Here is a 26199-nt window from a genome sequence, read left to right as displayed (position 1 = left end):
GCGTCCCCTAATTAACGGCGTCAGCGATGCTCAGCGGCACCGGGATCTGGATTTCCAGCAACTGCTGGGCGAAGGCCTTGCCTTGCGGATCGATGCGCAGGCTGGCGACACCGCCGCCACCGAGGGCGTTCTCCAGCAGGAAATTCAGGCTGTGGCTGCCCGGCAGGTACCAGCGCTGGACCCGGCCATGGATCGGGTCCAGCACATGGCTCATCCAGTCCACCACGACTGCGGGGGTCAAGGCTTCGGCGATCCACGGCAGGTACTCGGGCGCGCGGGCCATGACCCCGATATTGCTGTGGTTGCCCTTGTCTCCGGAGCGCGCCACCGCCAGCTTGACCAATGCCACGCTGGCATCGGCGCGGCCCACGGGGCTGGCCACGGCATGGGGCGCGGGCAGGGCGCTGGAGTCGAGGCTGTCGAGCTCGGGCAACTCGACCCGGTGGCGCTGGCCGGCCATCTCGACGTCCAGGGTGCAGGTGCGCTTGTCGATCAGGAACGAGAATAGGCGGATCAGCGGATAGACCGTGGGCCTGCCGCCGACGATGCCGGTCAGGCCCGGGGCCATGCCCGTGGCGGCCTGGGCGATCTCCCGGGAAAACAGCACCAGCGCGCGTTTGTCCGGATGGCGCACGGCGAGCTTGATCACCACTTCGCGGCTGTCCTGGCGCTGGCCGTGGGGGCCATAGGTGGCTTCGCTGCCGAGCAGTTCGATATTGACTTCGCTGTAGGGGGCCCAGCCGCGCTGGCTGAACATTTCCGCGGTCTTGTCGATGATCGCCTGGCTGACCCGGCGCGCCTTGGCCACCGCGTCGATGCCGGCGATCAGGCAACTGGCGGTGCAACGGAAACCGTCCGGGTAGGTGGCGCTGACCTTGTATTGGCCGGTCGGCGGCAGGCCCTTGGCGCCATGCACGCTGACCGCATTCTTGCCCTGTTGGCGCAGCTTGACCTGGGTGAAGTCGCAGACCACGTCGGGCAGCAGATAGGCCCTTGGGTCGCCGATCTCATATAACAGTTGTTCGCCGACGGTCAGCGGCGTGACCAGGCCGCCGGAGCCTTCGGGCTTGCTGACCACGAACTGGCCGTCGGCGCCGACCTCGACTATGGGAAAGCCGATGTGTTCGTAGTCCGGCACGTCGCGCCAGTCGGTGAAGTTGCCACCGGTGCATTGCGCGCCGCATTCGATGATGTGTCCGGCGAGGGCGGCCTGGGCCAGTTTGTCGTAGTCGTGCCAGGACCAGCCGAACTCATGCACCAGCGCGGCGCTGACCACCGCGCTGTCGACCCCGCGGCCGGTGATGACGATATCGGCGCCCAGCTTCAGGGCTTCGACTATCCCGGGGGCGCCGAGGTAGGCGTTGGTGGACACGCACATCGGCGGCAGAGGCGCGCCGCTGAACATTTCATGAATGCCGCTGCCGCTCAGTTGCTTGAAGCGGGGTTGCAGGTCGTCGCCCAGCAGCACGGCGATTTTCAGGGCCACGCCGGCCTGGTCGCAGGCCGCTTGCAGGGCCGCAGCGCAGGCCTGCGGGTTGACCCCGCCGGCGTTGCTGATGACCCGGATGTTTTGCCGGGCGATCTCGCCCAGCAGCGGGCTCAAGACCTCGACGAAATCCGTGGCGTAGCCGGCAGTGGGATCCTTGATCCGGGCGCCGGCCATGATCGACATGGTGATCTCGGCCAGGTAGTCGAACACCAGGTAATCCAGGCGGCCGCCCTGCACCAGTTGCGCGGCGGCGCTCGAGGTGTCGCCCCAGAAGGCACTGGCGCAGCCGATACGGAGGGTCTTGGTCATGGCAGGGGGCTCTCGATAAAAGACTCGATAAAAGGCGCGATGACAGAACTGGATCGAGACTACCAAGCAAGCGCTTGGTTTGTAAACGTCGGAAATATCTTATTCCCAAGCGCTTGCTTGGTCGTCCCCGCGGGCTTAAATTGCGCGCGCAAGCTCCCTGTTTCAGCGGGCTGCGCCGCATAACGATCGAGCGAATGTAGGAGAGAGGCCGTGGACGAGCAAAAAGCCTTGCTGGTGATGCGCCAACTGGTCGCCAACGGGCAACTGACCGATCCGGACAGCGCCCGCGGCAAGCTGCTGCAAACCGCGGCTCACCTGTTTCGCAACAAAGGCTACGAACGCACCACGGTGCGCGACCTGGCCAGCGCGGTGGGCATCCAGTCCGGCAGCATCTTTCATCACTTCAAGAGCAAGGACGACATCCTGCGCGCGGTGATGGAGGAAACCATCCACTACAACACCGCCCTGATGCGCGCCGAACTGGCCGAAGCCGGCAGCGTGCGCGAGCGGGTGCTGGCGCTGATCCGTTGCGAACTGCAATCGATCATGGGCGGCAGCGGCGAGGCGATGGCGGTGCTGGTCTACGAATGGCGCTCGTTGTCGGCGCAGGGCCAGGCCGACGTCCTGGCGCTGCGCGACATTTATGAGCAGATCTGGCTGCAGGTGCTGGGCGAGGCCAAGGAGGCCGGCTTTATCAAGGGCGATGTGTTCATTACCCGGCGTTTTCTCACCGGGGCCCTGTCCTGGACCACCACCTGGTTTCGCGCCGAGGGCAGCATGAGTCTCGAACAACTGGCCGAGGAAGCGCTGACCCTGGTGCTCAAGGAGCCATAGGTTTCCTGCAAGTAATTAATTATTCAGTGGAAAGTTGTCGAAGCGAGGGAAACCGCCTAGCTTTAATGGCACTGCCCTGTCTCTTTTTCTTGAGGTGAGTTGCCTTGATGTCTTCGCCAATGCGGACGGCTTTGCGAGTGCTGGTGTGGGGCCTGGCCACCCTGACGGTTTTTCCGGCCTGCGCTGCGCAGTTGGTGCGAGTGGGGGCGGCGCATTTTCCTCCTTATACCGTGCGGCCCGAGCAGGGCGCCGACACCGGGTTGCTGCCGCAACTGGTGGACGCCTTGAACGCGCTGCAAAGCGATTACCAATTCGTACTGGTGCCGACCTCGATTCCCCGGCGTTTTCGCGATTTCGAGCAAGGCCGCGTCGACATGGCGATTTTCGAGAACCCGGCCTGGGGCTGGCAGAACATTCCCCACACCAGCGTCGACATGGGCCTGGAAGACGCGGAAATCTTCGTCGCCCAGCGCGAACCGGGACGCGGCCAGGACTATTTCACCGACCTCAAGGGCAAGCGCCTGGCCCTGTTCAGCGGTTACCACTACGCGTTCGCCAACTTCAATGCCGACCCCAAGTACCTGGCCGACACCTACAACGCGACCCTGACCTATTCCCACGACAGCAACCTGCTGATGGTGCTGCGCGGCCGTGCCGACGTGGCGCTGGTGACCCGTTCCTACCTCAGCGATTTCCTCTCGCATAATCTCGATACGGCGCAGCAACTGATAGCCTCCGAGCGAATCGATCAGGTCTACCATCACTACGCCCTGATTCGCCCCATGGCGCCGATCACGGGCGAAGACTTCGCCAAGTTGCTGGGGCGCCTGCGCGACGGCGGTGAAATGCTGAAGATCTTCGATCCCTACCGCATCGCGGTCATGCCTCCGGCCAAGTGAAGCCGCCTGGCTAAATTTCTCCGTACGGCTCACGTCACTTGGTTGAACACTGATGACGCTGAGCCTGTGCCATGTCCTCTCTCGATACGCTGTCCGCTGTGGCCGTTGCCGATACCTGCCGTTGCGTCGCCGATGCCGCTGGCCTGCAACCGCTGCGGCTCGCCGGCATTGAAACCAGCGGTGCCAGCCGCGGGCCTGGCGCGCCGCTGCCACCGGCGGGCAGCGAGGTGCTGCAAGCCTTGCGTGGGCAAGAGGGATGGCGTGAGGAGTGGATGGCCGGTTGGTTGTCGACCCTGGTGCATTCGTTATGCCTCGACCACGGGCCGAGCGAGCGGCTGGCCGAGGACGCTGGTCAAAGGCTCGAGCAGCAGGAGCGCTGCCTGCATTGTGGGAGGGCTTTCGATTTTTCGCACAAGCGTGCCGCCCTGCTGATTCTGGCGCAGGGGCGTGGTGTCGAACGGCATCAGGTGGTCGAGAAGATCGGGCGGGAGCGTTCCTGCTCGCGGTAGCGCCGTGGCGGACGGTGGCTATCGCGATCAGGTGCGGGAGTAGCGGGCAGCGCGGATCAGTGACGGGCGTAGGTGTCGGCGCGGCTGCCCGAGACTTTGCGGCAGTGCACCAGCGCATCGCGAATCATGAAATTCACCAGCGTCGGCGAGACCCCGAGTTCCTTGGCGATGTCCTTTTGCGGCACGCCATGCAGGCGATACATCTCGAACGCGTAGCGGGTGCGGCTCGGCAGTTCCGTCAGCGCATCGGCAATGTGTTCCAGGGTCGAGAAATTGATGTGTGAGGTTTCCGGCGACGCTCCCTGCACCACCACATTCAAGCCCTCTTCTTCAGTGCCCGAATACTTCTGCTCCAGCGCCTGCTTGCGATAGTGGTCGATCGCCAGGTTGCGCACGATCTGGAACAGGTAGCTCAACTGCGCCTTGAACGACGAGGTGATCTGCGGCGCCGATTGCAGCCGGAAAAAAGCGTCCTGCACCACGTCTTCGGCGCGGGAGCGGCAGCCGGTAATTCGCGCCGCGATTTTGACCAGGATCAGGCGGTTGTCGACAAAGGCCTGGAGTAGCGGTGAATCGCACCTGCTTGTGGATACTTGTTCCGTCATGGAAATCACCTTGCTGCAAAAGGGTTAGTAGGACGACAGAAGTTTCAGATTCGTCTTACACATCGAGCGACAAATTATGTTGAATGATAATGATTGTCAATTGAGAAAGAGAATTAATGATCCTCTTTGGTGCGCAGTGAGAACTGCGGCTCGTTGTCGCACTTTGTGAGGGTGTTCGAGGGGAGAGTGGGGACTAATTATTTCAAGACGCCATCCGTTCTCATTGGAGAAAGGTTGCGGGTGGAACATCCCGCCACAGCAGTCTCCAGATGCCCCGTTCCGAGGGCAGGGACCTTTATTTTTCAAAGGTTTATGTAACGGTCGCGGCCTTGGTCCGCGGCTCTACGTGCAAGCACAATCCGCGCAGGAAACCCCATGATGGACGCGTTCGAACTCCCCAGCACTCTGGCTCAAGCCCTTCAACGCCGGGCGGCTCAGACCCCCGATCAAGTGGCCTTGCGCTTTCTTGCCGAAGAGCAGGATCAGAGCGTGGTCCTCAGTTATCGCGACCTGGATCTGCGGGCCCGGACCATCGCCGCGGCGCTGCAGGCCAATGCCGGCCTGGGCGATCGCGCGGTGCTGCTGTTCCCCAGCGGCCCGGACTATGTCGCGGCGTTTTTCGCCTGCCTGTATGCCGGGGTCATCGCGGTGCCGGCCTATCCGCCGGAGTCGAGTCGACGCCATCACCAGGAGCGGCTGATCTCGATCATCGCCGACGCCGAGCCGCGGCTGCTGCTGACCAGCAGCGGGCTGCGCGATTCCCTGGCGCAGATGGACGAGCTGCAAGGCGCCGACGCGCCGCAACTGCTCTGCGTGGATACCCTGGAGGCGAACCTGGCCGAAGGCTGGATGGCCGCCGAACTGCGCGGCGACGACATCGCCTTCCTGCAATACACCTCGGGTTCCACCGCCTTGCCCAAGGGCGTGCAAGTCAGCCACGGCAACCTGGTGGCCAACGAACTGCTGATCCGCCGCGGCTTCGGCATCGACCTCAACCCCGACGACGTGATCGTCAGCTGGCTGCCGCTGTACCACGACATGGGCCTGATCGGCGGCCTGCTACAACCGATCTTCAGCGGCGTGCCCTGCGTATTGATGTCGCCGGCCTACTTCCTCGGTCGGCCGTTGCGCTGGCTGGAGGCGATCAGCGAATACGGCGGCACCATCAGCGGCGGCCCGGACTTCGCCTACCGCCTGTGCAGCGAGCGGGTCAGCGAGTCGGCCCTGGAGCGCCTGGACCTCAGCCGCTGGCGCGTGGCCTATTCCGGGTCCGAGCCGATCCGCCTGGACACCCTGGAGCGCTTCGCCGAGAAGTTCGCCGCCTGCGGTTTCACCCCGAACGACTTCTTCGCTTCTTATGGCTTGGCCGAAGCCACCCTGTTTGTCGCCGGCGGCACCCGTGGCCAGGGTATCCCGGCCCTGCGCCTGGACGAGCAGGCCCTGGCGCAGAACCGCGCCGAGCCGGGCACCGGTAACGCCATGATGAGCTGCGGCACCAGCCAGCCCGAGCACGCTGTGCTGATCGTCGAGCCGAACACCCTGGCCGAGCTGGAAGAGAACCTGGTCGGCGAAGTCTGGGCCGCCGGCCCGAGCATCGCCCATGGCTACTGGCGTAACCCCGAGGCCACGGCCAAGACCTTCGTCGAGCATGCCGGCCGGACCTGGCTGCGCACCGGCGATTTGGGCTTCATGCGCGGTGGCGAGCTGTTCATTACCGGCCGCTTGAAAGACATGCTGATCGTGCGTGGGCACAACCTTTATCCACAGGACATCGAACAGACCATCGAGCGTGAGGTCGAGGTGGTGCGCAAGGGCCGGGTCGCGGCGTTCGCGGTTACCGAACAGGGCCAGGAAGGCATCGGCATCGCCGCGGAAATCAGCCGCAGCGTGCAGAAGATCCTCACCCCGGACGCACTGATCAAGCTGATTCGCCAGACCGTGGCCGAGGCTTATCAGCAAGCGCCGAGCGTGGTGGTCCTGCTCAACCCCGGCGCCTTGCCCAAGACCTCCAGCGGCAAGCTGCAACGTTCGGCCTGCCGCAACCGCCTGGCCGATGGCAGCCTTGACAGTTATGCCCAATTCCCTGGTCGCCAGGCCGTAGCCGGCGAGGCCAGCAGCGAAGCGAGCAGCGAACTGCAAGAACTGATCGGCCTCATCTGGCGCGAGCAGTTGCAGATCGAGCAGCAAGTGGCGAGCGACGAGCACTTCTTCCTGCTGGGCGGCAACTCCATCGCCGCGACCCAGGTTGTCGCGCGGCTGCGTGAAGAGCTCGGCCTGGAGCTGAACCTGCGCCTGCTGTTCGAAGCGCCGACCCTTGGCGCTTTCGCCGCGCAGGTTGCGCAACTGCAACAGGATGGCGGCCTGGCCCAGGGCGCGATCAATGCCTTGTCGCGCGCCGAGGCGCTGCCCCAGTCCCTGGCACAGAATCGTTTGTGGATCACCTGGCAGCTCGACCCGCACAGCAGCGCCTACAACATTCCCGGCGGCCTGCGCCTGCGCGGCGAGCTGGACGAAGACGCCCTGCGCGCCAGCTTCCAGCAACTGATCGAACGCCACGAATCCCTGCGTACGCGCTTTTTCGAGCGTGACGGCCAGGCGCTGCAACAGGTCCTGGCAGTCAGCGAATTCAACCTGCAAGTGATCGACCTCAGCGACCTGCCGCTGGCCGAGCGCGAGGCGCGGGCGCAACAGATCCGCGAGGAGGAAGCCCGTACCCAGTTCGACCTGGAGCGAGGCCCGCTGCTCTGGGTGACCCTGGTTCGCCTCGACGACGAAGAGCACCAACTGCTGGTGACCCTGCACCACATCATCGCCGACGGCTGGTCGCTGAATGTGCTGATCGACGAGTTCTCGCGTCTGTATGCCGCCGCCGTGCAAGGCCAGGCGGCGAGCCTGGCGCCGTTGCCGCTGCAATACGCCGACTATGGCAGCTGGCAGCGCCAGTGGCTGGCCCAGGGCGAAGGCGAGCGGCAACTGGCCTACTGGAAACAGCAGTTGGGCGACGAGCACCCGAGCCTGAGCCTGACCACCGATCACCCGCGCTCGGCGCAGCGGCAACACAGCGCCGCGCGCCACAGCCTGCGCCTGGGAGCGAGCCTGAGCGAAGCCATTCGCCAGACCGCCCAGGCCCATGAATCGACACCCTTCATGCTGTTACTCACGGCCTTCCAGAGCCTGCTGCACCGCTACAGCGGCCAGCACGACATCCGTATCGGCGTGCCCAGCGCCAACCGTCCGCGCCTGGAAACCCAGGGCCTGATCGGCTTCTTTATCAACACCCTGGTGCTGCGCGCCGAGGTGGATGGCCGCCTGCCATTTAGCGCGTTGCTGGCGCAGACTCGCCAGGCCGCGCTGGAAGCCCAGGCCCATCAGGACCTGCCGTTCGAACAACTGCTCGAAGCCTTCCCCCAGGCCCGCGAACAGGGTCTGTTCCAGGTCATGTTCAACCACCAGCAGCGCGACCTCGGCGCCCTGCGCCGGTTGCCCGGGTTGCTGGCCGAAGAGCTGCCGTGGCACAGCCGTGAGGCCAAGTTCGACCTGCAACTGCACAGTGAAGAAGACCGCAACGGCCGCCTGAGCCTGTCCTTCGACTACGCCGCCGAGCTGTTCGAGGCCGCGACCATCGAGCGCCTGGCCGAGCATTTCGTCAGCCTGTTGCGCGAGGCCTGCGAGCGTCCGCAGACCGCCATCGCCGACTTGCCGTTGCTCAATCCCTGCGAGCAGGCGCAGCAGCAACAGTGGAGCGAAGCCCCTTGCGCGGCGGCCAGCCAATGGCTGCCCGAACTGCTCGACGCACAACTGCAGCAGACCCCGGAACGCACCGCGCTGGTGTGGCAGGGCGGCGAACTGAGCTTCGCCGAACTGCACGCCCAGGCCAACCGCCTGGCCCATTACCTGCGCGACAAGGGGGTCGGCCCGGATGTCTGCGTGGCCATCGCCGCCGAGCGTTCGCCGCAGCTGTTGATCGGCCTGCTGGCGATCGTCAAGGCCGGCGGCGCCTATGTGCCGCTGGACCCGGACTACCCGGCCGAACGCCTGGCCTACATGCTGGCCGACAGTGGCGTCGAGCTGCTGCTGATCCAGACCCAACTGCTCGAACGTCTGCCCCAGGCCGAAGGCGTCAGTACCATCGCCATGGACAGCCTCAAGCTCGACAGCTGGCCGAGCCATGCGCCGGGCCTGCACCTGCACGGCGACAACCTGGCCTATGTGATCTACACCTCCGGCTCCACCGGCCAGCCCAAGGGCGTGGGCAACACCCACGCGGCCCTGAGCGAACGCTTGCAGTGGATGCAGAACACTTACCGCCTGGACGCCAGCGATGTGCTGATGCAAAAGGCGCCGATCAGCTTCGACGTGTCGGTGTGGGAATGCTTCTGGCCGCTGATCACCGGCTGCCGTCTGCTGCTGGCCGCGCCGGGCGAACACCGCGACCCGCATCGCATCGCCCAGTTGGTGCAGCAATACGGCGTGACTACGCTGCACTTCGTGCCGCCGCTGTTGCAGCTGTTCGTCGATGAGCCGCTGAGCGCCGAATGCAGCAGCCTGCGCCGGCTGTTCTCCGGTGGCGAAGCCTTGCCGGCCGAATTGCGCGACCGGGTGCTGGAGCAACTGCCGAACGTCCAGCTGCACAACCGTTACGGCCCGACCGAAACCGCGATCAACGTCACCCACTGGCATTGCCGCAGCAGCGATGGCGAGCGTTCGCCCATTGGCCGGCCGCTGGGCAATGTGATCTGCCGGGTGCTGGACGCCGACCTCAACCCGGTGCCGGCCGGCGTGCCGGGCGAGCTGTGCATTGCCGGGATCGGCCTGGCCCGTGGTTACCTCGGTCGCCCGGGGCTGAGCGCCGAACGTTTTGTCGTCGACCCGCTGAGCACCGAGGGCGCGCGCCTGTACCGCACCGGCGACCGAGTGCGCTGGGCGGCCGATGGCGCGCTGGAATACCTCGGGCGCCTCGATCAGCAGGTCAAGCTGCGCGGCTTCCGTGTCGAGCCCCAGGAAATCGAAGCGCGCCTGCTGGCCCAGGAGGGCGTGGCCCAGGCGGCGGTGCTGGTGCGCGAGACCGCGGCCGGTGCGCAGCTGATTGGCTACTACACATCTACTGCGAGCGTGGAAGACGAAGATGCGCAGACCGCGCGCCTGAAAACCGCCCTGGCCAGTGAGCTGCCGGAGTACATGGTGCCGGCGCAACTGATGCTTCTTTCGACCATGCCCCTGAGCCCGAGCGGCAAGCTCGACCGCCGCGCCTTGCCGGAACCGCAATGGCAGGTGCGTGAACACGTCGAGCCGGTCAGCGAGCTGCAACGGCAGATCGCGGCGATCTGGCGCGAGGTGCTGGGGCAGCAGCGCATTGGCTTGCGCGATGACTTCTTTGCCCTGGGCGGCCACTCGCTGCTGGCCACGCAGATCATTTCCCGGACCCGCCAGGCCTGCGACGTTGAGTTGCCGCTGCGGGCCTTGTTCGAAGCCAGCGAGCTGGGCGACTTCGCCGAGCAGGTGCGGCTGATCCAGGAATCCGGCAAGCGTAACCAGCAGCCGCCGATCGCCAAGGTCGACCGCAGCGCGCCTGTACCGCTGTCCTATTCCCAGCAGCGCATGTGGTTCCTCTGGCAGATGGAACCGGACAGCCCGGCCTACAACGTCGGCGGCATGGCGCGCTTCAAGGGCGTGCTGGATGTCGGGCGTTTCGAGGCGGCGCTGCAGGCGCTGATCCTGCGTCATGAAACCCTGCGCACCACCTTTCCTAGCGTCGACGGCGTGGCCCAGCAACGGGTGCACGCGCAAACCGGCGTGCGCATGGCCTGGAAGGATTTCTCCAGCCTGGATGCAGCGAGCCGTGAGCAACGCCTGCAACAACTGGCCGACAGCGAGGCGCACCAGCCGTTCGACCTGGAAACCGGTCCGCTGCTGCGCGCCTGCCTGGTCAAGGCGGCGGAGCATGAGCACTACTTCGTGCTGACCCTGCACCACATCGTCACCGAAGGCTGGGCGATGGACATTTTCGCCCGTGAGCTGAGCGCGTTGTACGAAGCCTTTATCGACGACCGCGACTCGCCGCTGGAACCGCTGCCGGTGCAGTACCTGGACTACAGCGTCTGGCAGCGCCAGTGGCTGGAGTCCGGCGAGCGTCAGCGCCAGCTGGATTACTGGACCACGCAACTGGGCAACGAACACCCGCTGCTGGAACTGCCGGGCGACCGTCCGCGGCCGCCGGTGCAAAGCCACCAGGGCGAGCTGTACCGCTTCGACCTCAGCGACGAACTGGCGGCACGGGTGCGCCGTTTCAACGCGGAACACGGCCTGACCCTGTTCATGACCATGACCGCGACCCTGGCCGTGTTGCTCTACCGCTACAGCGGCCAGACCGACCTGCGCATCGGCGCGCCGGTGGCCAACCGCATCCGCCCGGAAAGCGAAGGGCTGATCGGCGCCTTCCTCAATACCCAGGTGCTGCGTTGCCAGCTCGACGGGCAGATGAGCGTCGGCGAGCTGTTCGAGCAGGTGCGGCACATCGTGATCGAAGGCCAGTCCCATCAGGACCTGCCGTTCGACCACCTGGTGGAAGCCCTGCAACCGCCGCGCAGCGCCGCCTACAACCCGCTGTTCCAGGTGATGTGCAACGTCCAGCGCTGGGAGTTCCAGCAGAGCCGCAGCCTGGCCGGCATGGCGGTCGAATACCTGGCCAACGATGCGCGGGCCACCAAGTTCGACCTCAACCTGGAAGTCACCGACCTCGACCATCGCCTGGGCTGCTGCCTGACCTACAGCACCGACCTGTTCGACGAGCCGCGCATCGCGCGCATGGCGGCGCACTGGCGCAACCTGCTGGAGGCATTGATCGAGAGCCCCGAGCAGCACCTGAGCGAATTGCCGCTGCTCGACCGCGTCGAACAACAGCAACTGCTGGACAGCCTGGGCGTCGAGCCCGGAGAACACCGCCTGGACCAGTGCATCCACCACCTGTTCAGCGAGCAGGCGCTGCTGCGCCCGGACGCGCCGGCCCTGACGTTCGCCGGGCAGACCCTGAGCTACGCCGAGCTCGACAGCCGCGCCAACCGCCTGGCCTGGATGCTCCGTGAGCGTGGCGTCGGCCCGCAGGTGCGGGTCGGCCTGGCCCTGGAGCGTTCGCTGGAAATGGTCATCGGCCTGCTGGCGATCCTCAAGGCCGGCGGTGCCTACGTGCCGCTGGACCCGGAATACCCGCTGGACCGTCTGCACTACATGATCGAAGACAGCGGTATCGGCCTGCTGCTCAGCGACGCGGCGATGTTCCAGGCCCTGGGCCAGCTGCCGCCGAGCGTGACGCGCTGGTGCCTGGAAGAGGACGGCGCGCAACTGGCCAACTACCCGGCCGGTGAGCTGCCCTTTATCAGCCTGCCGCAGCACCAGGCGTACCTGATCTACACCTCGGGCTCCACCGGCAAGCCCAAGGGCGTGGTGGTGTCCCACGGCGAGATCGCCATGCACTGCCGCGCGGTGATCGAGCGCTTCGGCATGCGCCCGGACGATTGCGAGCTGCACTTCTATTCCATCAACTTCGACGCTGCCACCGAGCGCCTGCTGGTGCCGCTGCTCAGTGGCGCCCAGGTGGTGCTGCGGGCGCAAGGGCAGTGGGACACCGAAGAGATTTGCCAGCTGATCCGCCAGCACCGTATCAACATTCTCGGTTTCACCCCGAGCTACGGCAGCCAGCTGGCGCAGTGGCTGGCGACCCAGGGCGAGACCCTGCCGGTGCGCATGTGCATCACCGGCGGCGAAGCGCTGACCGGCGAGCACCTGAGCCGCATCCGCGCGGCGTTCAAGCCGAGCCTGTTCTTCAATGCCTACGGCCCCACCGAAACCGTGGTCATGCCCCTGGCCAGCCTGGCGCCGGAACAACTGGAGGAGGGCGCCGGCAGCGTGCCGATCGGCACGGTGGTGGGTGAGCGCGTGGCCTACATCCTCGACGCCGATCTGGCCCTGGTGCCCCAAGGCGCCACCGGTGAGCTGTATGTCGGCGGGGCCGGCCTGGCCCAGGGGTACCACCAGCGTCCGGGCATGAGCGCCGAGCGTTTCGTCGCCGACCCGTTCAGTACAAATGGCGGGCGCCTGTATCGCACCGGCGACCTGGTGCGCCAGTGCGCCGACGGCCAGGTGGAATACATCGGCCGGGTCGATCACCAAGTGAAGATTCGCGGCTTCCGTATCGAGCTGGGGGAAATCGAAAACCGCCTGCTGGAACATGAGTCGGTGCGCGAAGCCGTGGTGCTGGCCCTGGACATGCCGGGCGGCAAACAGCTGGCCGGCTATCTGGTGACCGATGTCGCTGAACAGAGTGACGAGCAGCAAGCTGCCTTGCGCGAGGCGATCAAGGCGCAGCTGAAAACCCACCTGCCGGATTACATGGTGCCCACCCACCTGGTCCTGCTGGCGAGCATGCCGCTGACCGCCAACGGCAAGCTCGACCGCCGTGCCTTGCCGGCGCCGGACCTGGAGCTCAACCGCCAGCAGTACGTGGCGCCGAGCAACGAGCTGGAGCAGACCCTGGCCCAGGTCTGGTGCGACGTGCTGAACCTGCCGCAGGTCGGCCTGCACGACAACTTCTTCGAACTGGGCGGCGACTCGATCCTGTCGATCCAGGTGGTCAGCCGCGCCCGCCAACTGGGTATTCATTTCAGCCCGCGCGACCTGTTCCAGCATCAGACCGTGCAGACCCTGGCCGCGGTGGCCAGCCGCAGCGAGCGGATCGTCGCCGAGCAAGGCTTGCTCAGTGGCGAGTCGGGCCTGACGCCGATCCAGCACTGGTTCTTCGACAGCGAGATCCCCGAGCGTCAGCACTGGAACCAGGCCCTGCTGCTGGCGCCGAACCAGACGCTCGATGGGCAGTTGCTGGAGCAAGCGCTGCACGCGGTGCTGGCCCAGCATGACGCCCTGCGCCTGCGCTTTACCCAGGTCGACGGCCAATGGCGGGCCGCGCACCAGGCGTTGTCCGAGGTGCCACTGCTGGTGCCGGTGCGCGTGGCTTCGATGGCGCAATGCCCGGCGCTGTTCGCCGAGACCCAGCGCAGCCTCGACCTGGCCAACGGACCGCTGTTGCGCGCGCTGTTGGTGGACGGTCCGGATGAGCAGCAACGCCTGTTCATTGCCATCCACCACCTGGTGGTCGATGGCGTGTCCTGGCGGGTGCTGCTGGAGGATCTGCAAAACGTTTACCGCCAGCTTGAAGCTCAGCAGACGCCGCGCCTGCCGGCGAAAACCAGCGCCTTGCGCGATTGGACGTCACGCCTGCAGGCCTATGCCGGCAGCGAGTCGCTGCGCGAAGAGTTGAGCTGGTGGCAGGACCAACTGGCTGGCCCGGCGGCAACGCTGCCGGTGCAGCACGCCCAGGGCGGGCGGCAGAACAAGCATGCGCGGACCGTCAACGTGAAGCTGGATGCCGAGCGTACCCGGCAGTTGTTGCAACAGGCGCCGAGCGCCTACCGCACCCAGGTCAACGACCTGCTGCTGACGGCCCTGGCCCGCGTGCTGTGCCGCTGGACCGGCGAGGCTTCGACGCTGATCCAGCTCGAAGGCCACGGCCGCGAAACCCTGTTCGACGAGATCGACCTGACCCGCACGGTCGGCTGGTTCACCAGCGCTTACCCGCTGCGCCTGACCCCGCAAGTAATCGAAGAAGCAGCCGGGCAGGGCGCCTCGATCAAGGCGATCAAGGAACAGCTGCGCGCCGTACCGCATAAAGGCCTGGGTTATGGCGTGCTGCGCTACCTGGCCGACGCGGCGATCCAGCAGGGCATGGCGGCCTTGCCGCACGCGCCGATCACCTTCAACTACCTGGGCCAGTTCGACCAGAGCTTTGCCAGCGATGCACTGTTCCGTCCGCTGGACGAACCGCTGGGCGCCGCCCATTCGCCGGAAGCGCCGCTGCCCAACGAGCTGAGCGTCGACAGCCAGGTTTACGCCGGTGAGCTGGTGTTGCGCTGGACCTTCAGCGGCGAGCGTTTCGACCCGCAGACCATCGACGCACTGGCCCAGGCCTACCTCGGCGAACTGCACAGCCTGATCGCCCATTGCCTGGAGGATGATGCCGGCGGCCTGACGCCGTCGGACTTCCCCCTGGCGCGCCTGACCCAGGCGCAACTGGACGCGTTGCCGGTACCGGCCAGCGCCATCGAGGACGTCTACCCGCTGACCCCGATGCAGGAGGGCATGCTGCTGCACACCCTGCTGGAGCCGGGCACCGGCCTGTACTATATGCAGGACCGCTACCGCATCAACAGCGAGCTGGACCCGGCGCGTTTCGCCCAGGCCTGGCAGGCGGTGGTGGCCCGTCACGAAGCCCTGCGCGCGTCCTTCTGCTGGAACGTCGGCGAAGACATGCTGCAGGTTATCCACAAGCCGGGCAGCACGCCGATCGAGTTCCTGGACTGGAGCTTAGTGGCCGAAGCCGAGCAGGAGCCGAAGTTGCAGGCGCTGCTGAAAAGCGAACGCGAGGCCGGTTTCGATCTGCTCAACCAGGCGCCGTTCCACCTGCGGCTGATCCGCGTGGGGGCCGCGCGCTACTGGTTCATGATGAGCAACCACCACATCCTGATCGATGCCTGGTGCCGTTCGCTGTTGATGAACGACTTCTTCGAGATCTACACCGCCCTGGGCGAAGGTCGCGAAGCCCAGCTCAGCGTGCCGCCACGCTACCGCGACTACATCGGCTGGCTGCAACGCCAGAGCCTGGCCGAGGCGCGCCAGTGGTGGAAAAACAACCTGCAGGGCTTTGAGCGCACCACGCCTATCCCGAGCGACCGGCCGCTCCTGCGCGAACACGCCGGCGACAGCGGCGGCATGATCGTCGGTGACTGCTACACCCGGCTCGATGCCCGCGACGGTGCGCAATTGCGCGAGTTGGCGCAGCAGCATCAGCTGACCGTCAACACCTTCGCCCAGGCGGCCTGGGCCCTGGTGCTGCGGCGCCTGAGCGGCGAGCGTGACGTGCTGTTCGGCGTCACCGTGGCCGGGCGTCCGGTGGAAATGCCGGAGATGCAGCGCACCGTCGGCCTGTTCATCAATAGCATCGCGCTGCGAGTGCAACTGCCGGAAGACGGCCAGCGCCTGAGCGTGCGCCAATGGCTCAGCAGCCTGCTGGAACGCAATATGGAGCTGCGCGAGTACGAGTACCTGCCGTTGGTGGCGATCCAGGAAAACAGCGAACTGCCCAAGGGCCAGCCGCTGTTCGACAGCCTGTTCGTGTTCGAGAACGCGCCGGTGGAAGTCTCGGTGCTGGACCGCGCGCAAAGCCTGAACGCCACCTCGGATTCCGGCCGCACCCACACCAACTTCCCGCTGACCGCGGTGTGCTACCCGGGGGATGACCTGGGGCTGCACCTGTCCTACGACCAGCGCTACTTCGAGCAAGCGACCATCGAGCGCATGCTCGGCGAGTTCAAGCGCCTGCTATTGGCGCTGGTGCAGGGCTTCCATGGCGACATGGCCGAGCTGCCGCTGCTGGGCGCAGAAGAGCAGGGCTTCCTGCTCGCCGGCTGCAACCAGAGCGAACATGAGTACCCGCTGGAGCGCAGCTACGTCGAACTGTTCGAGGCGCAGGTGGCGGCCCACCCGCAACGCATCGCCGCCAGTTGCCAGGACCTGCAATACAGCTACGCCGAACTGAACCAGCGCAGTAACCGCCTGGGCCATGCCCTGATCGCCAACGGCGTGGGCCTGGACCAGCCGGTGGCCCTGCTGGCCGAGCGCAGCCTGGACCTGCTGGGCATGATCATCGGCAGCTTCAAGGCCGGCGCCGGCTACCTGCCGCTGGACCCGGGCCTGCCGGGCCAGCGCCTGGGGCGGATCATCGAGCTGAGCCGCACGCCGTTGCTGGTGTGCACCGCGGCCTGCCAGGAACAGGCGCAAGCCTTGCTGGACGAGTTCGCCTGTGCCAACCGACCACGTTTGTTGGTATGGGAAGAGGTGCAAGCGGCCGATCATTCGCAGGATAACCCAGGTCTCTACAGCGGCCCGGACAACCTGGCCTATGTGATCTACACATCGGGCTCCACCGGCCTGCCGAAGGGCGTGATGGTCGAGCAGCGCGGCATGCTCAACAACCAGCTGAGCAAGGTGCCGTACCTGCAATTGAGCGAAGCCGATGTGATCGCCCAGACCGCGTCGCAGAGCTTCGATATTTCGGTCTGGCAGTTCCTCGCCGCGCCGCTGTTCGGCGCGCGGGTGGACATCGTGCCGAACGCCATCGCCCATGACCCGCAAGGTTTGCTGGCCCATGTGCAGGCGCAGGGCATCAGCGTGCTGGAGAGCGTGCCGTCGCTGATCCAAGGCATGCTCGCCCAGGAGTCCATCCACCTCGATGGCCTGCGCTGGATGCTGCCCACCGGCGAGGCGATGCCGCCGGAGCTGGCGCACCAATGGCTGTTGCGTTACCCGCAGATCGGCCTGGTCAACGCCTACGGTCCGGCCGAGTGCTCGGATGACGTGGCCTTCTACCGCGTCGACATGGCCTCGACCCGTGGCAGCTACCTGCCGATCGGTACGCCGACCGACAACAACCGCCTGTACCTGATGGATGGCGCGCTGGACCTGGTGCCGCTGGGCGCGGTGGGCGAGCTGTGCGTCGCCGGTACCGGGGTCGGCCGTGGTTACGTCAGCGATCCGCTGCGCACCGCCCAGGCGTTCGTACCCCATCCGTTCGGTGCCCCGGGCGAACGCCTGTACCGCACCGGCGACCTGGCACGGCGTCGCGCCGATGGCGTGCTGGAATACGTCGGGCGTATCGACCATCAGGTGAAGATCCGTGGCTACCGCATCGAGCTGGGGGAAATCGAAGCCCGCCTGCACGAACAACCGGAAGTCCGCGACGCGGCGGTCGGCGTGCAGGAAGGCGTCAACGGCAAGCATCTGGTGGGCTACCTGGTGGCGAGCGACTCGGCCCTGAGCCCGACGGAACGCCTGGAGCGCATCAAACAACGCCTGCGCGCCGAGCTGCCGGAATACATGGTGCCGCTGCACTGGCTGTGGCTGGAGCGCATGCCGCTCAACGCCAACGGCAAGCTCGACCGTAAGGCCCTGCCGGCCCTGGAGATTGGCCAGCTGCACAGTCAGGACTACCTGGCGCCGCGCAGCGAACTGGAACAGACCCTGGCCGCTATCTGGACCGAGGTGCTCAAGGTCGAGCGGGTCGGAGTCCAGGACAACTTCTTCGAACTGGGCGGGCATTCGCTGCTGGCCACGCAGATCGCCTCGCGGGTGCAGAAGACCCTGCAACGCAACGTGCCGCTGCGGGCAATGTTCGAATGCAGCACGGTGGAGGAACTGGCCCAGTACATCGACAGCCTGGCGAGCCATGAAATCAACGAGGAGAAGGTTGATCGCCTGAGCGATCTGATGGCGGAGCTGGAGGGGCTGTAATCAGCGTTGCCAGTGCTGGTCCTATCGTGGGCAAGCTGAACTGACCTGATAATCCTGGACACACCAATCGGGCGCCATGATGGCGCCCAAATCTGAACCTTCACCTGGCAGGGCCTTACCATCGAGGTCCTGCTCACTCCCGGCTGGCCCGAGTGCTATCGCCACATCCACGGCTATCCGCTGGCCATCTTTGAAACCGGTTACCACTCCCTCTTCGAATACGCCGACAACATCGACGCGGCAGATGTCGCTATTTTAAAAAAAAACGCGGCCCTTCGGGTCGAATTACTCATCACTCACCGTGCGAGATTAGAGTCCTTCGCAGGACCGTTCATGGGGCTCGCAATGAAGTTTTGAAGTATCTCCGCGATCAGGGTGATTCAGCCTTTTACTTATAGTTATTCGAGTTAATCCATCTTCCAAATTCGACTTTTGACGCTAACTTTAATTGCTATGCTCTTACAGTGGATTGACTATCAAAGTCATTGCCATGCCAGCAATAATGGCAGATCGTTATTTTGGAGTTTTTATGGACATGGAACTGCTTGAAGCGAGCCATTACCAAGCCCCCGAGACACCAAAGCGCCATTGATGTTCTGCTTGCACGCCTCCAGTTATTCCAACGGCTATGTTTTGGAGAATTAAAATGTCCAATGAAAAGTTTGACCGTGTAACAGCGAATCTGTCTGTTGCCGATATAAGCACTGCAATAGCTACCGGTTTGCAAAGAGCGCTTGATGCTCGTGGAGAAGCGTTGCGCGATAAAATTCTTATTTATGGTGGAAGGATTGACTTCAACATTCAAGTACTCCCCCAAGGCGCGGTAGGCGAACTCAAGGAAGTTGCCAACATTGGCAAGGTCTAGGTTTTTCGGAATTTTTTCGTCAAGCCAATAGGGACAGAAGGAATGCTGGTGGAGGGAATAAAATGCCACCCAAATCGTTAGAAAAATCCCGCCGATTGATTGAAACCGGTCGAAGTAAAGAGCTTCTGTGCCCAAGTGCTCAGCCGGAATGGGAAGGAGCGAAAATATTCGGGGTGGTGAATGGCACGGTGGCAGCTCCTGAAGTAGCTTACCTTTCACAAGCAATACCCATGACGAAAGAGCTGGCTGAATCAACAGTCCCTGTCAGTCCGGCAGAGGTATTTCGCATTTCCGCACCCTGTGCGGAAATGCGATGCCAGCACTACAAGGAAGGAGGCTGCCAGCTTGTATCCCGCACCGTAGAGAAATTAAAAACGGTAACAGACAAACTTCCCCGTTGCTCGATAAGAGCCTCCTGTCGCTGGTGGAATGAACAGGGACCCGATGCCTGTTTCCGCTGTCCGCAAGTCGTAACCAACAGTTTCTCCCAAGACGAGATGATAATTATTGCGGCAACCCCGATATAGCTCAGAGTGTGAGTCTCGTTGAAGATGAAAGGGCTCTGATCAACTTGCACTTTCTGATATGAACGTTGAGTCTATTTACCACTTCTGGAGAGGAGGTGAAGGGGCCGACTGTGCCGCTTCTCGATATCTCACTCAAGGGTGTCGAGGGTATACACATCGTTCAGGTGTTCAGCAGCCTACATGGATTCCATCATCCTCTGTAGGTGCGAGTTTGCTCGCGAAAAATCTTCAGGCTTGCACGGCCGTTCGGACTTGTCCGATTGACGGCAACCCTTCATCGGCACAGTCTAGCGAAGCTTTTTCGCAGCCCACCTGACAGGAGACAGTTGATGCCCTTCGCGACTATTGATGGACAAGCCCTTCACTACCTGGACCAGGGCAGCGGCCCCGCGGTGCTGCTGGCCGGCAGTTACCTGTGGGACCTGAACATGTGGGCGCCGCAGATCGAGGCGCTGTCCAGGCAGTACCGGGTGATCGCCCTGGACCTGTGGGGCCACGGCCAATCCGGCGCGCTGCCGCAAGGCACCGCCTCGCTGGACGACATCGCCCGGCAGGTGCTGGCGCTGCTGGATCATCTTGAGATCGAACGCATCACCCTGGTCGGCCTGTCCGTGGGCGGCATGTGGGGCGCGCGCCTGGCCCTGGCGGCGCCGCAGCGCATCAATGGCCTGGTGCTGATGGACACCTATCTCGGGGCCGAGCCAGAGCCGACCCGCCAGTACTACTTCTCGCTGTTCAAGCAGATCGAAGAGAGCGGGGTGATCGCGCCGCAACTGCTGGACATCGTGGTGCCGATTTTCTTCCGCCCGGGCATCGACCCGCAGTCGGCACTGTACCAGGACTTCCGCGCCGTCCTCGCGGCACTGCCCAGCGATCGCCTGCGCGAAAGCGTGGTGCCCATGGGCCGCATCACCTTCAGCCGCGCAGACCTGCTGTCGCGCCTCAACCAGTTGGACCCTGCCACTACCTTGCTGCTGTGCGGCGACCAGGACAAACCGCGCCCACCGTCGGAAACCCGGGAAATGGCCGAGCTGATTGGTTGCCCTTATCAGTTGGTGCCTGAGGCGGGGCATATCTCCAACCTGGAGAACCCGGAATTTGTCACCGAGGCGTTGTTGGCGTTTCTGGCGCAGCGGTATTCCTGCTGACAGTGCAGCGGTGTCTGGGCTGACGTCATCGCGGGCAAGCCTCGCTCCTACAGAAGCCGCATTTCTCCTGGTGGATCGCGGCTTCTGTAGTAGCAGCCGGTCGATGCTCGATTGCCCGCGATGCGATCCCACGGCCACCACCCAGCCCTCTGTTATAGTCGCGCCCGGCGCAGGTCCAAGCACCTGCGCCGGGCGTTTTCATTCAGGGACAGGGGCCATGACGGAACATATTTACTGGCGCGATATCGAGGACCTGGCCGGCAACTGGAACGGCCTCGGGGTGGGCGTCAAGCGCCCGGCCAGCGGCAAGCCGAACCTGCGCCTGCTCAGTGGCAACAACCGACGCATGCAACTGGTGCTGGGTGACCAGACGCTGCTGTGGGGCACCATGTCCCGCTGCCTTTACGGCGTGTGGCTGGTACGCAATCACCTGCTGGAACAATTGCCGCAAACCCTGGTGGACCCCATCGATTCGCCTCAGGTGGAGCAACAGGTACGCCTCGACCCGGCCCTGCGCCTCAAGGCCTGGAGCCGCTTCTTCGTCCAGCAGTTGATGCAGCACCAGCCGGAGTTTTTCTACCCCGGCTACTGGCTGGTACGGGCCCTGCGCCCGGAATCCCCCAAGCCGATGCGGCCGTTGCTGAGCGGCACCGAAGCCTGGTACTTCAAGGGCGGCGAAGACGCCCTGAGCCATATGCCGCAGTGGGCGATCTACGGCCGCAACATCCTCGACAACCAGCAACCCGGCGCGGCACGCTGGGTCGAGTTGGGCGAGAGTGGCGGCGCAGTGGTCGGCCTGCATGCAGTGGACCCGCATTCCGGGCGCCTCAAATGGTGGCGCAAGAAAGCCCGCGAAGGCAGCTTGCCGCCCATCCTGCTGTGGTACGTCAGCGGCCTGAGCGGCCACCTGATTCTCGATGGCCATTACCGCTTGCAGGCGGCCATCGATGAAAACCTTCCACCGGAGTTCCTGGTGCTCAGCTCGCCGCGGCTCTTCAGCTATCGCCCGAACCCGCAAGAGCAGCAGAAGGTGTTGGGGGCGCTGCAGATGCAGATCCAGCGCAAGAACCTGGAGACAGTGCGCTTCAACCAACTGCTGATCAGCACCTTCGATGACCGTCCGTATCACGGCTTCGGCAGCCAGTCGTGGGCCGGAATTGCCTCGGAAAAGGTCTGGGTCGATCAGGTCAGCGCCATCCTCAACGAACGCGGAGATACGGACGAACTGGAGAACATCCTTGCCCGCGAAGCGCCGGACGAGTTCGCCTGAGCCTTACGCACAGGCGCTGAATGCTGACACGCCCCTGTAGCCGCTGCCGCAGGCTGCGATCGGGCTGGGCGGCATTCCGACGAAGCGGCCGCAAACCAGGCGACGGTCTTTTGCCTGACACACCGCATGGGCAGGTTTGGCGCCTGCTGCGCAGTCGATCGCAGCCTTCGGCAGCGGCTACGGTGAGGCGTTTCGCTTTCTTTTGTAAGGCTTTTCCGAGAAACTCCCACGCGCTTGAGTGCGCCGGTGGGCGGGGCTAGCCTGCGTTGGTCATCGCAAAATCGATGATACGGATGTGCAAGTCCGACGCTACCAGGTGCATAAGCGCTCAGTCGTGAGTGAGTGTTTTCATGTCCGCTGCTTTATGGCGGCCATGCGCGGGAGATCCTCGGATCTGCTGAGTGACCTGGTAGCTCGGTCTTGCACACCCGCGTATGGCTGCCACCCTTAATTCGTGTGCAAGCGAACGGTGTCAGCTCCTTTATTTACCAGGAGCCTAACCATGAAAAAACTTGTTCCCGATCCACCCCTCGACTCCAGCACCTACCGCTACCCCGAACTGAAACTCGCCAACCAGGCCTTGCGCCAGTCCTTGGCCGAGCAACCTGTCGAGGCGGTGCCATTCGCGTCCTTGGCCACCACTGCGGCGGTGCGCGTCACACCGGATTCCTTGTTCCACGTACGCGAAGGCATCAGCGCCGAAGAGGCCCTGGTGCATGTGTCGTTGCTGCTCAAATGCGCTGAAGAAGTCAGCGATGAAATCACCGAACGCGGCAGTGGCCTGGAGCGTGGGTTGATCTGGTCGATGGTCCATTCCGTGGAAATGGCCAGGGCGGTGGTGGATGCGTTGCTGGATGGGCGCGGCGCCCCTTGAACCGATACTGTTTTTGAAGCGTTCATCCTGAGCGGGCTCGCCCCACAGGGGCCTGATCGTTGTTTCACAATCTTATCCGTGGGGGCGAGCGCGTTCACGAAATATCTTCAGGTCAGCGTCAGGCGCTGACGGTGTTCAACGTTAGGCCTGTTCTTCCAAAGCATTCAGTTTTGCCAGAAATGCCGCAGGCCCCATTCTTTGCAGCGGGAATTTGCCGCGACTCACCGCATCGAAATAGCGCAGCGACCCCCAGAGGTCAAAATCCCCCACCAGATAGACCCGACGTTTGGCCCGGGTGAGGGCAACGTTCAACAGGTTGGGTTTGGAGGCGGCCCACTGCGCCGCTCCCGCATGCTCGGGGTCTGCCCCCAGCAGCATGAACACGGTGTCTTGTTCTTTACCCTGGAAGGTATGCACGGTGCCGATGGAGGCTTTCAACCACTGCTTCAACTCGCCCGCGGGTAATTTCGGGCGATGGTTGGGCCTGGCCCAGGCCGCCGCGCGTATGGCCTTCTGCAGGGCCAGGCGCACGGCCTTGAACGGCGAGATCACGTACAACTGCGGCAGTTCTCCATCACGCAGGTACAGCTGCCCGAGAAGATCGACCATGAACTCGATCTGCCTGGGGACGACTTGTTTGTGTTCGACATTGCCAGGGATATCGACCCAGCAACTGGAGCTGTACACCGGGGCGTCCTGTTCGGCGTGGGCGTTGGGCAGGCCAAAGACCATCTTGTTACCGTAGGCGATCTGGTTCGACAGGCTGAACATGGGTTCGATGCAGCGCCTGTGGACCCTCAACGGGCTGCCGATCCACAGCTCTTCGTCGGTGTCGTTCTTGAACACGCTGCCATAGCGATTGTTCTGGTCCGCCAGGCTCTGGACCGACACGCGATTGGGGGCGAAGGCATCGTTTGCCGTGTGCGCCGATAGCTGGCCCAGTGTCTTGACCAGGCGTTGCGGCAGGGTGAAGACCGGCTCGATTTGCAGGGGGTCGCCCACCACCATGGCTCGTTGCGCCCGCCACAAGGCACCGACGGCGGCCTGGGGCACGGCTTGCCCTGCCTCGTCGATGTACAGCCAGCCCAGAGAGCCGGCGCCCAGCCCACGGAACTGGTTGCCAAAGGAGGCAAAGGTACTCGAGACCACCGGGATCACCATGAACAGGCTTTGCCAGAGCACCTGGGTCAGTCGCTCATCCTCGGGTGTCTTGTTGCTCAGCAACAGGCTGATGGCTGCAAGGTTGGCGCTGAAGCCCTTGCCGTTCGAGCCTGAGGGCGCGACTTCGGCAAGCCAGGCCTCATGCAGGGTCAACGCCGCGGCGAACAAGGTCGAGCGCAATCGATTGAGTGCGGCATCATGCCAAAGCCCATTGATCTGGAACTCGCTGTTCTCCAGCTCACTCAGTTGGCCTGGCAGGTTCGGACGGCCCAGGCGGCTGGCGAAGTCGTCCAGGCATTGGCACCTGCTGTGCCATTGCGCTTTACGTGTATCGAGTTCGCTTTTACAGAACAGCAATGCGGTTTGCGCGTTTTCAAGTTCCGGTCTCAGGCTATTGTTCAGAAGGCTTTTCGCGCGGTTGATCTCTTCATGGGCCAGGCGCTGGAGCCGGGCATTTTCCAGTTGTTCATTACGGTGGGTTTTAGCTGCTTGAGTATTGAACAAGCGCTTCCACCAGACCGGACGACTGCGATCTATCAGGCGCTCCAGTTCCTGCAGGCTGCTCAGGTGTTGCGCCGTTGCTTGAAGTTGCTGTTGCTGGCGGTCGAGGGCTTGCTGGGCGGACGCCCTGGTCTGTTCGGCCTGATTGAATGACTGCTGTTGTGGGTGCAGGAAGGCTTGCTCATCGGTAGCCGCCATTTCTTCCAGCAGGCTGGCGTAGCGGGCTCGTTCCTCCAGCGCCTTGCTGACCTCCTCGTCGGCTTTTTTGAAGGCTGCGCAGGCCTCCTTGAAGGTGGGGCCCTTATAGTCATCCACCCATTGCCGGATCGTCAGGGGCGGATTGGGCTCAGTGGTGTCTACCGGGTTGAAAAACAAACGTTCCTGCAGGGCTTTTCGGTTGCTGCTGTTACCGAGTGCGGCGCAGATCAACCCCCAGGGTTTGTCCTCATCGGACAGGGGGCTGATGCTGCCATCGCTTTTCTGGGCAGCAATCTTATGGGCGACCGGTTGCAGGTACTGCACGTTGTTCCAGCATTTTCCCAGGGATTTGCGTTTGGGCAGGTCCCGGGAAATGTTTTCCACGGCGGCATTGTTGGAGGAGGCCACCACCATTTCATAGCCGGTCAGCTCAGGCTTGAGCGCGCGGATGGTGTAGATATTCGGCATGCCCTTGAAGGTGACCTGCGGTTTTTTCCCGCCAACAAAAGCGTCTGCCGCCTCGCTGTATCCCGCCAATACCCGCGCTCGACGAACAATGTTCTCGGCGAACATGTCGCGCAATAAGGTTGTTTTGCCTGTCCCGGGTGGCCCGTTAACGGAGAACACTCCGGTGTTTTCCAAGGTGCCGAGCGCGGTATTGATCGCGAACTGTTGCATCAGGCTCATGGCATGGCCGGGCTCATCCGGCCAATGCCCGGGGTTTATGCATTGCGGTTGCAGGGCCTGGTAAATGGCCGTGCGGCCATGATCGGTATACAGGTCGATTCTTTTGCTCGGGTCGGCTTGGCCCAGGTACTGAAGCAAAGGCAGCGGCTGTTCTGCGCGCTGCAAGCTGGCGATCGCACGCTCGATGTCTTTTATGAAAAAGCTGTTGAGGATGTCGATCTCGGTATCGGGTTCTTCTTCGTCCTCGACTTCCGTTGCCTGTGCCGCAGGGGGCTGCGTGAGTGGTTTCTCGACCTTGGGCTGGGTCAGCACTTGAAGCAATGCGACCGAGGTAGCGCTGTTCTGCTCAGGCGTGAAACTGGCCCAGTTGCACAGCAGTTGATGCAAATGCAGGACTTCCTCAGCCATCAAGGCCGGGTCATCGTTTTGCTGACGCTGTCCATGGAAGTTGTGCAGCAGTTTGATCAACTGCTCCTTGGCGTCTTCGAAGGCTTGATGGCCAAGAGCGCCAAGCCCTTTGCTCACCGTTTGCCCCAGGGCCCAGGGAGCCGTCGACAGTGACACGGCATCCAGTTGCGGGACGGCTTGAGCATTGAGCTTGATCTTCGCAAAGCATGTCAGCCCTTCAAGCTCCACCCGTTCCTGCTCTTCATAGAAGGTGTTCTCGTCTACCGATAAAGCGGCCAGGTGCGGTTCGCAAAGAGTTGCAATGACGGAGGCATCAAAGACTCCAATGTAGAGGTTGAAGCCTTTGACTTGAAGGTCGTCAGGTATGGAAAAGTTGCGCCAGCGGTTGTCCTTGCTCTGCTGGAGATCTTCCTGGGAGAGCCATCGGGTCTCCCATTCCTTGAAGTCCTCAACATATTTCTCGAGGGCATAAGGTAGAAAGAACTCCACCTTGTGCCAGTAGTCGAGAATGTCTAAAAGC

General features: G+C 63.6%; 11 protein-coding genes. 8 read left to right on the top strand and 3 right to left on the bottom strand.

The window, feature by feature from the left end:
• Positions 1 to 7: 7 nt before the first annotated feature.
• Entirely contained in the window at positions 8 to 1798 is a 1791-nt protein-coding gene (locus H0I86_RS21330; RefSeq protein ID WP_180922089.1) for an acyclic terpene utilization AtuA family protein, read from the bottom strand.
• Between the two features lie 210 nt (positions 1799 to 2008).
• On the opposite strand from H0I86_RS21330, the gene H0I86_RS21325 reads away from it, so the two are divergent.
• From H0I86_RS21325 to H0I86_RS21315, 3 genes are all read left to right on the top strand, one after another.
• Positions 2009 to 2632, top strand: a complete 624-nt coding sequence (locus tag H0I86_RS21325; protein ID WP_180922088.1) for a TetR/AcrR family transcriptional regulator — start codon at positions 2009 to 2011, stop codon at positions 2630 to 2632.
• A 107-nt stretch (positions 2633 to 2739) separates the two neighbouring features.
• Positions 2740 to 3531, top strand: coding sequence for a substrate-binding periplasmic protein (locus H0I86_RS21320; RefSeq protein WP_180922087.1), 792 nt, complete (start codon positions 2740 to 2742; stop codon positions 3529 to 3531).
• Positions 3532 to 3602: 71 nt separating this feature from the next.
• Positions 3603 to 4040 (top strand): pyoverdine biosynthesis protein, encoded by a 438-nt coding sequence (locus H0I86_RS21315; RefSeq protein ID WP_180922086.1) that lies wholly within the window; start codon positions 3603 to 3605, stop codon positions 4038 to 4040.
• Positions 4041 to 4096: 56 nt separating this feature from the next.
• Here H0I86_RS21315 and H0I86_RS21310 read toward each other — a convergent pair whose 3' ends face one another.
• The gene (locus tag H0I86_RS21310) at positions 4097 to 4645 is read right to left on the bottom strand and encodes an RNA polymerase factor sigma-70 (RefSeq protein ID WP_009050074.1); all 549 of its coding nucleotides are present in this window, start codon (positions 4643 to 4645) and stop codon (positions 4097 to 4099) included.
• Positions 4646 to 5020: 375 nt separating this feature from the next.
• Here H0I86_RS21310 and H0I86_RS21305 point away from each other — a divergent pair, with 375 nt between their 5' ends.
• The 5 genes from H0I86_RS21305 to H0I86_RS21285 all read left to right on the top strand — a co-directional run bounded on the left by H0I86_RS21305 (position 5021) and on the right by H0I86_RS21285 (position 22724).
• Positions 5021 to 18040, top strand: coding sequence for a non-ribosomal peptide synthetase (locus H0I86_RS21305; protein WP_180922085.1), 13020 nt, complete (start codon positions 5021 to 5023; stop codon positions 18038 to 18040).
• 646 nt (positions 18041 to 18686) lie between these two features.
• Positions 18687 to 18905, top strand: coding sequence for a hypothetical protein (locus H0I86_RS21300; protein WP_097140047.1), 219 nt, complete (start codon positions 18687 to 18689; stop codon positions 18903 to 18905).
• An 856-nt stretch (positions 18906 to 19761) separates the two neighbouring features.
• Positions 19762 to 20580 carry an alpha/beta fold hydrolase gene (locus H0I86_RS21295; RefSeq protein WP_180922084.1) on the top strand — a complete coding sequence of 273 codons (819 nt, stop codon included), beginning with the start codon at positions 19762 to 19764 and terminating at the stop codon, positions 20578 to 20580.
• Positions 20581 to 20797: 217 nt separating this feature from the next.
• Positions 20798 to 21850 (top strand): hypothetical protein, encoded by a 1053-nt coding sequence (locus H0I86_RS21290; protein ID WP_180922083.1) that lies wholly within the window; start codon positions 20798 to 20800, stop codon positions 21848 to 21850.
• Between the two features lie 502 nt (positions 21851 to 22352).
• Entirely contained in the window at positions 22353 to 22724 is a 372-nt protein-coding gene (locus H0I86_RS21285) for a DUF6124 family protein (RefSeq protein ID WP_180922082.1), read from the top strand.
• 141 nt (positions 22725 to 22865) lie between these two features.
• Here the strand turns inward: H0I86_RS21285 and H0I86_RS21280 are convergent, their stop codons facing one another.
• Positions 22866 to 26168, bottom strand: a complete 3303-nt coding sequence (locus H0I86_RS21280) for a DEAD/DEAH box helicase (RefSeq protein WP_258019355.1) — start codon at positions 26166 to 26168, stop codon at positions 22866 to 22868.
• Positions 26169 to 26199 lie beyond the last annotated feature (31 nt).

This window comes from Pseudomonas chlororaphis subsp. aurantiaca (assembly GCF_013466605.1).
Taxonomy (GTDB): Bacteria; Pseudomonadota; Gammaproteobacteria; order Pseudomonadales; family Pseudomonadaceae; genus Aquipseudomonas; species Aquipseudomonas chlororaphis_I.
Note: the sequence above shows the minus strand (reverse complement) of the source record. Positions and strands in the feature narration are given on the sequence as shown.

Coding starts and splice junctions, on each gene's coding strand:
- H0I86_RS21330 (WP_180922089.1), bottom strand. CDS start 1,798: ATGACCAAGACCCTCCGTATCGGCTGCGCCAGTGCCTTCTGGGGCGAC.
- H0I86_RS21320 (WP_180922087.1), top strand. CDS start 2,740: ATGTCTTCGCCAATGCGGACGGCTTTGCGAGTGCTGGTGTGGGGCCTG.
- H0I86_RS21315 (WP_180922086.1), top strand. CDS start 3,603: ATGTCCTCTCTCGATACGCTGTCCGCTGTGGCCGTTGCCGATACCTGC.
- H0I86_RS21310 (WP_009050074.1), bottom strand. CDS start 4,645: ATGACGGAACAAGTATCCACAAGCAGGTGCGATTCACCGCTACTCCAG.
- H0I86_RS21305 (WP_180922085.1), top strand. CDS start 5,021: ATGATGGACGCGTTCGAACTCCCCAGCACTCTGGCTCAAGCCCTTCAA.
- H0I86_RS21300 (WP_097140047.1), top strand. CDS start 18,687: ATGTCCAATGAAAAGTTTGACCGTGTAACAGCGAATCTGTCTGTTGCC.
- H0I86_RS21295 (WP_180922084.1), top strand. CDS start 19,762: ATGCCCTTCGCGACTATTGATGGACAAGCCCTTCACTACCTGGACCAG.
- H0I86_RS21290 (WP_180922083.1), top strand. CDS start 20,798: ATGACGGAACATATTTACTGGCGCGATATCGAGGACCTGGCCGGCAAC.
- H0I86_RS21285 (WP_180922082.1), top strand. CDS start 22,353: ATGAAAAAACTTGTTCCCGATCCACCCCTCGACTCCAGCACCTACCGC.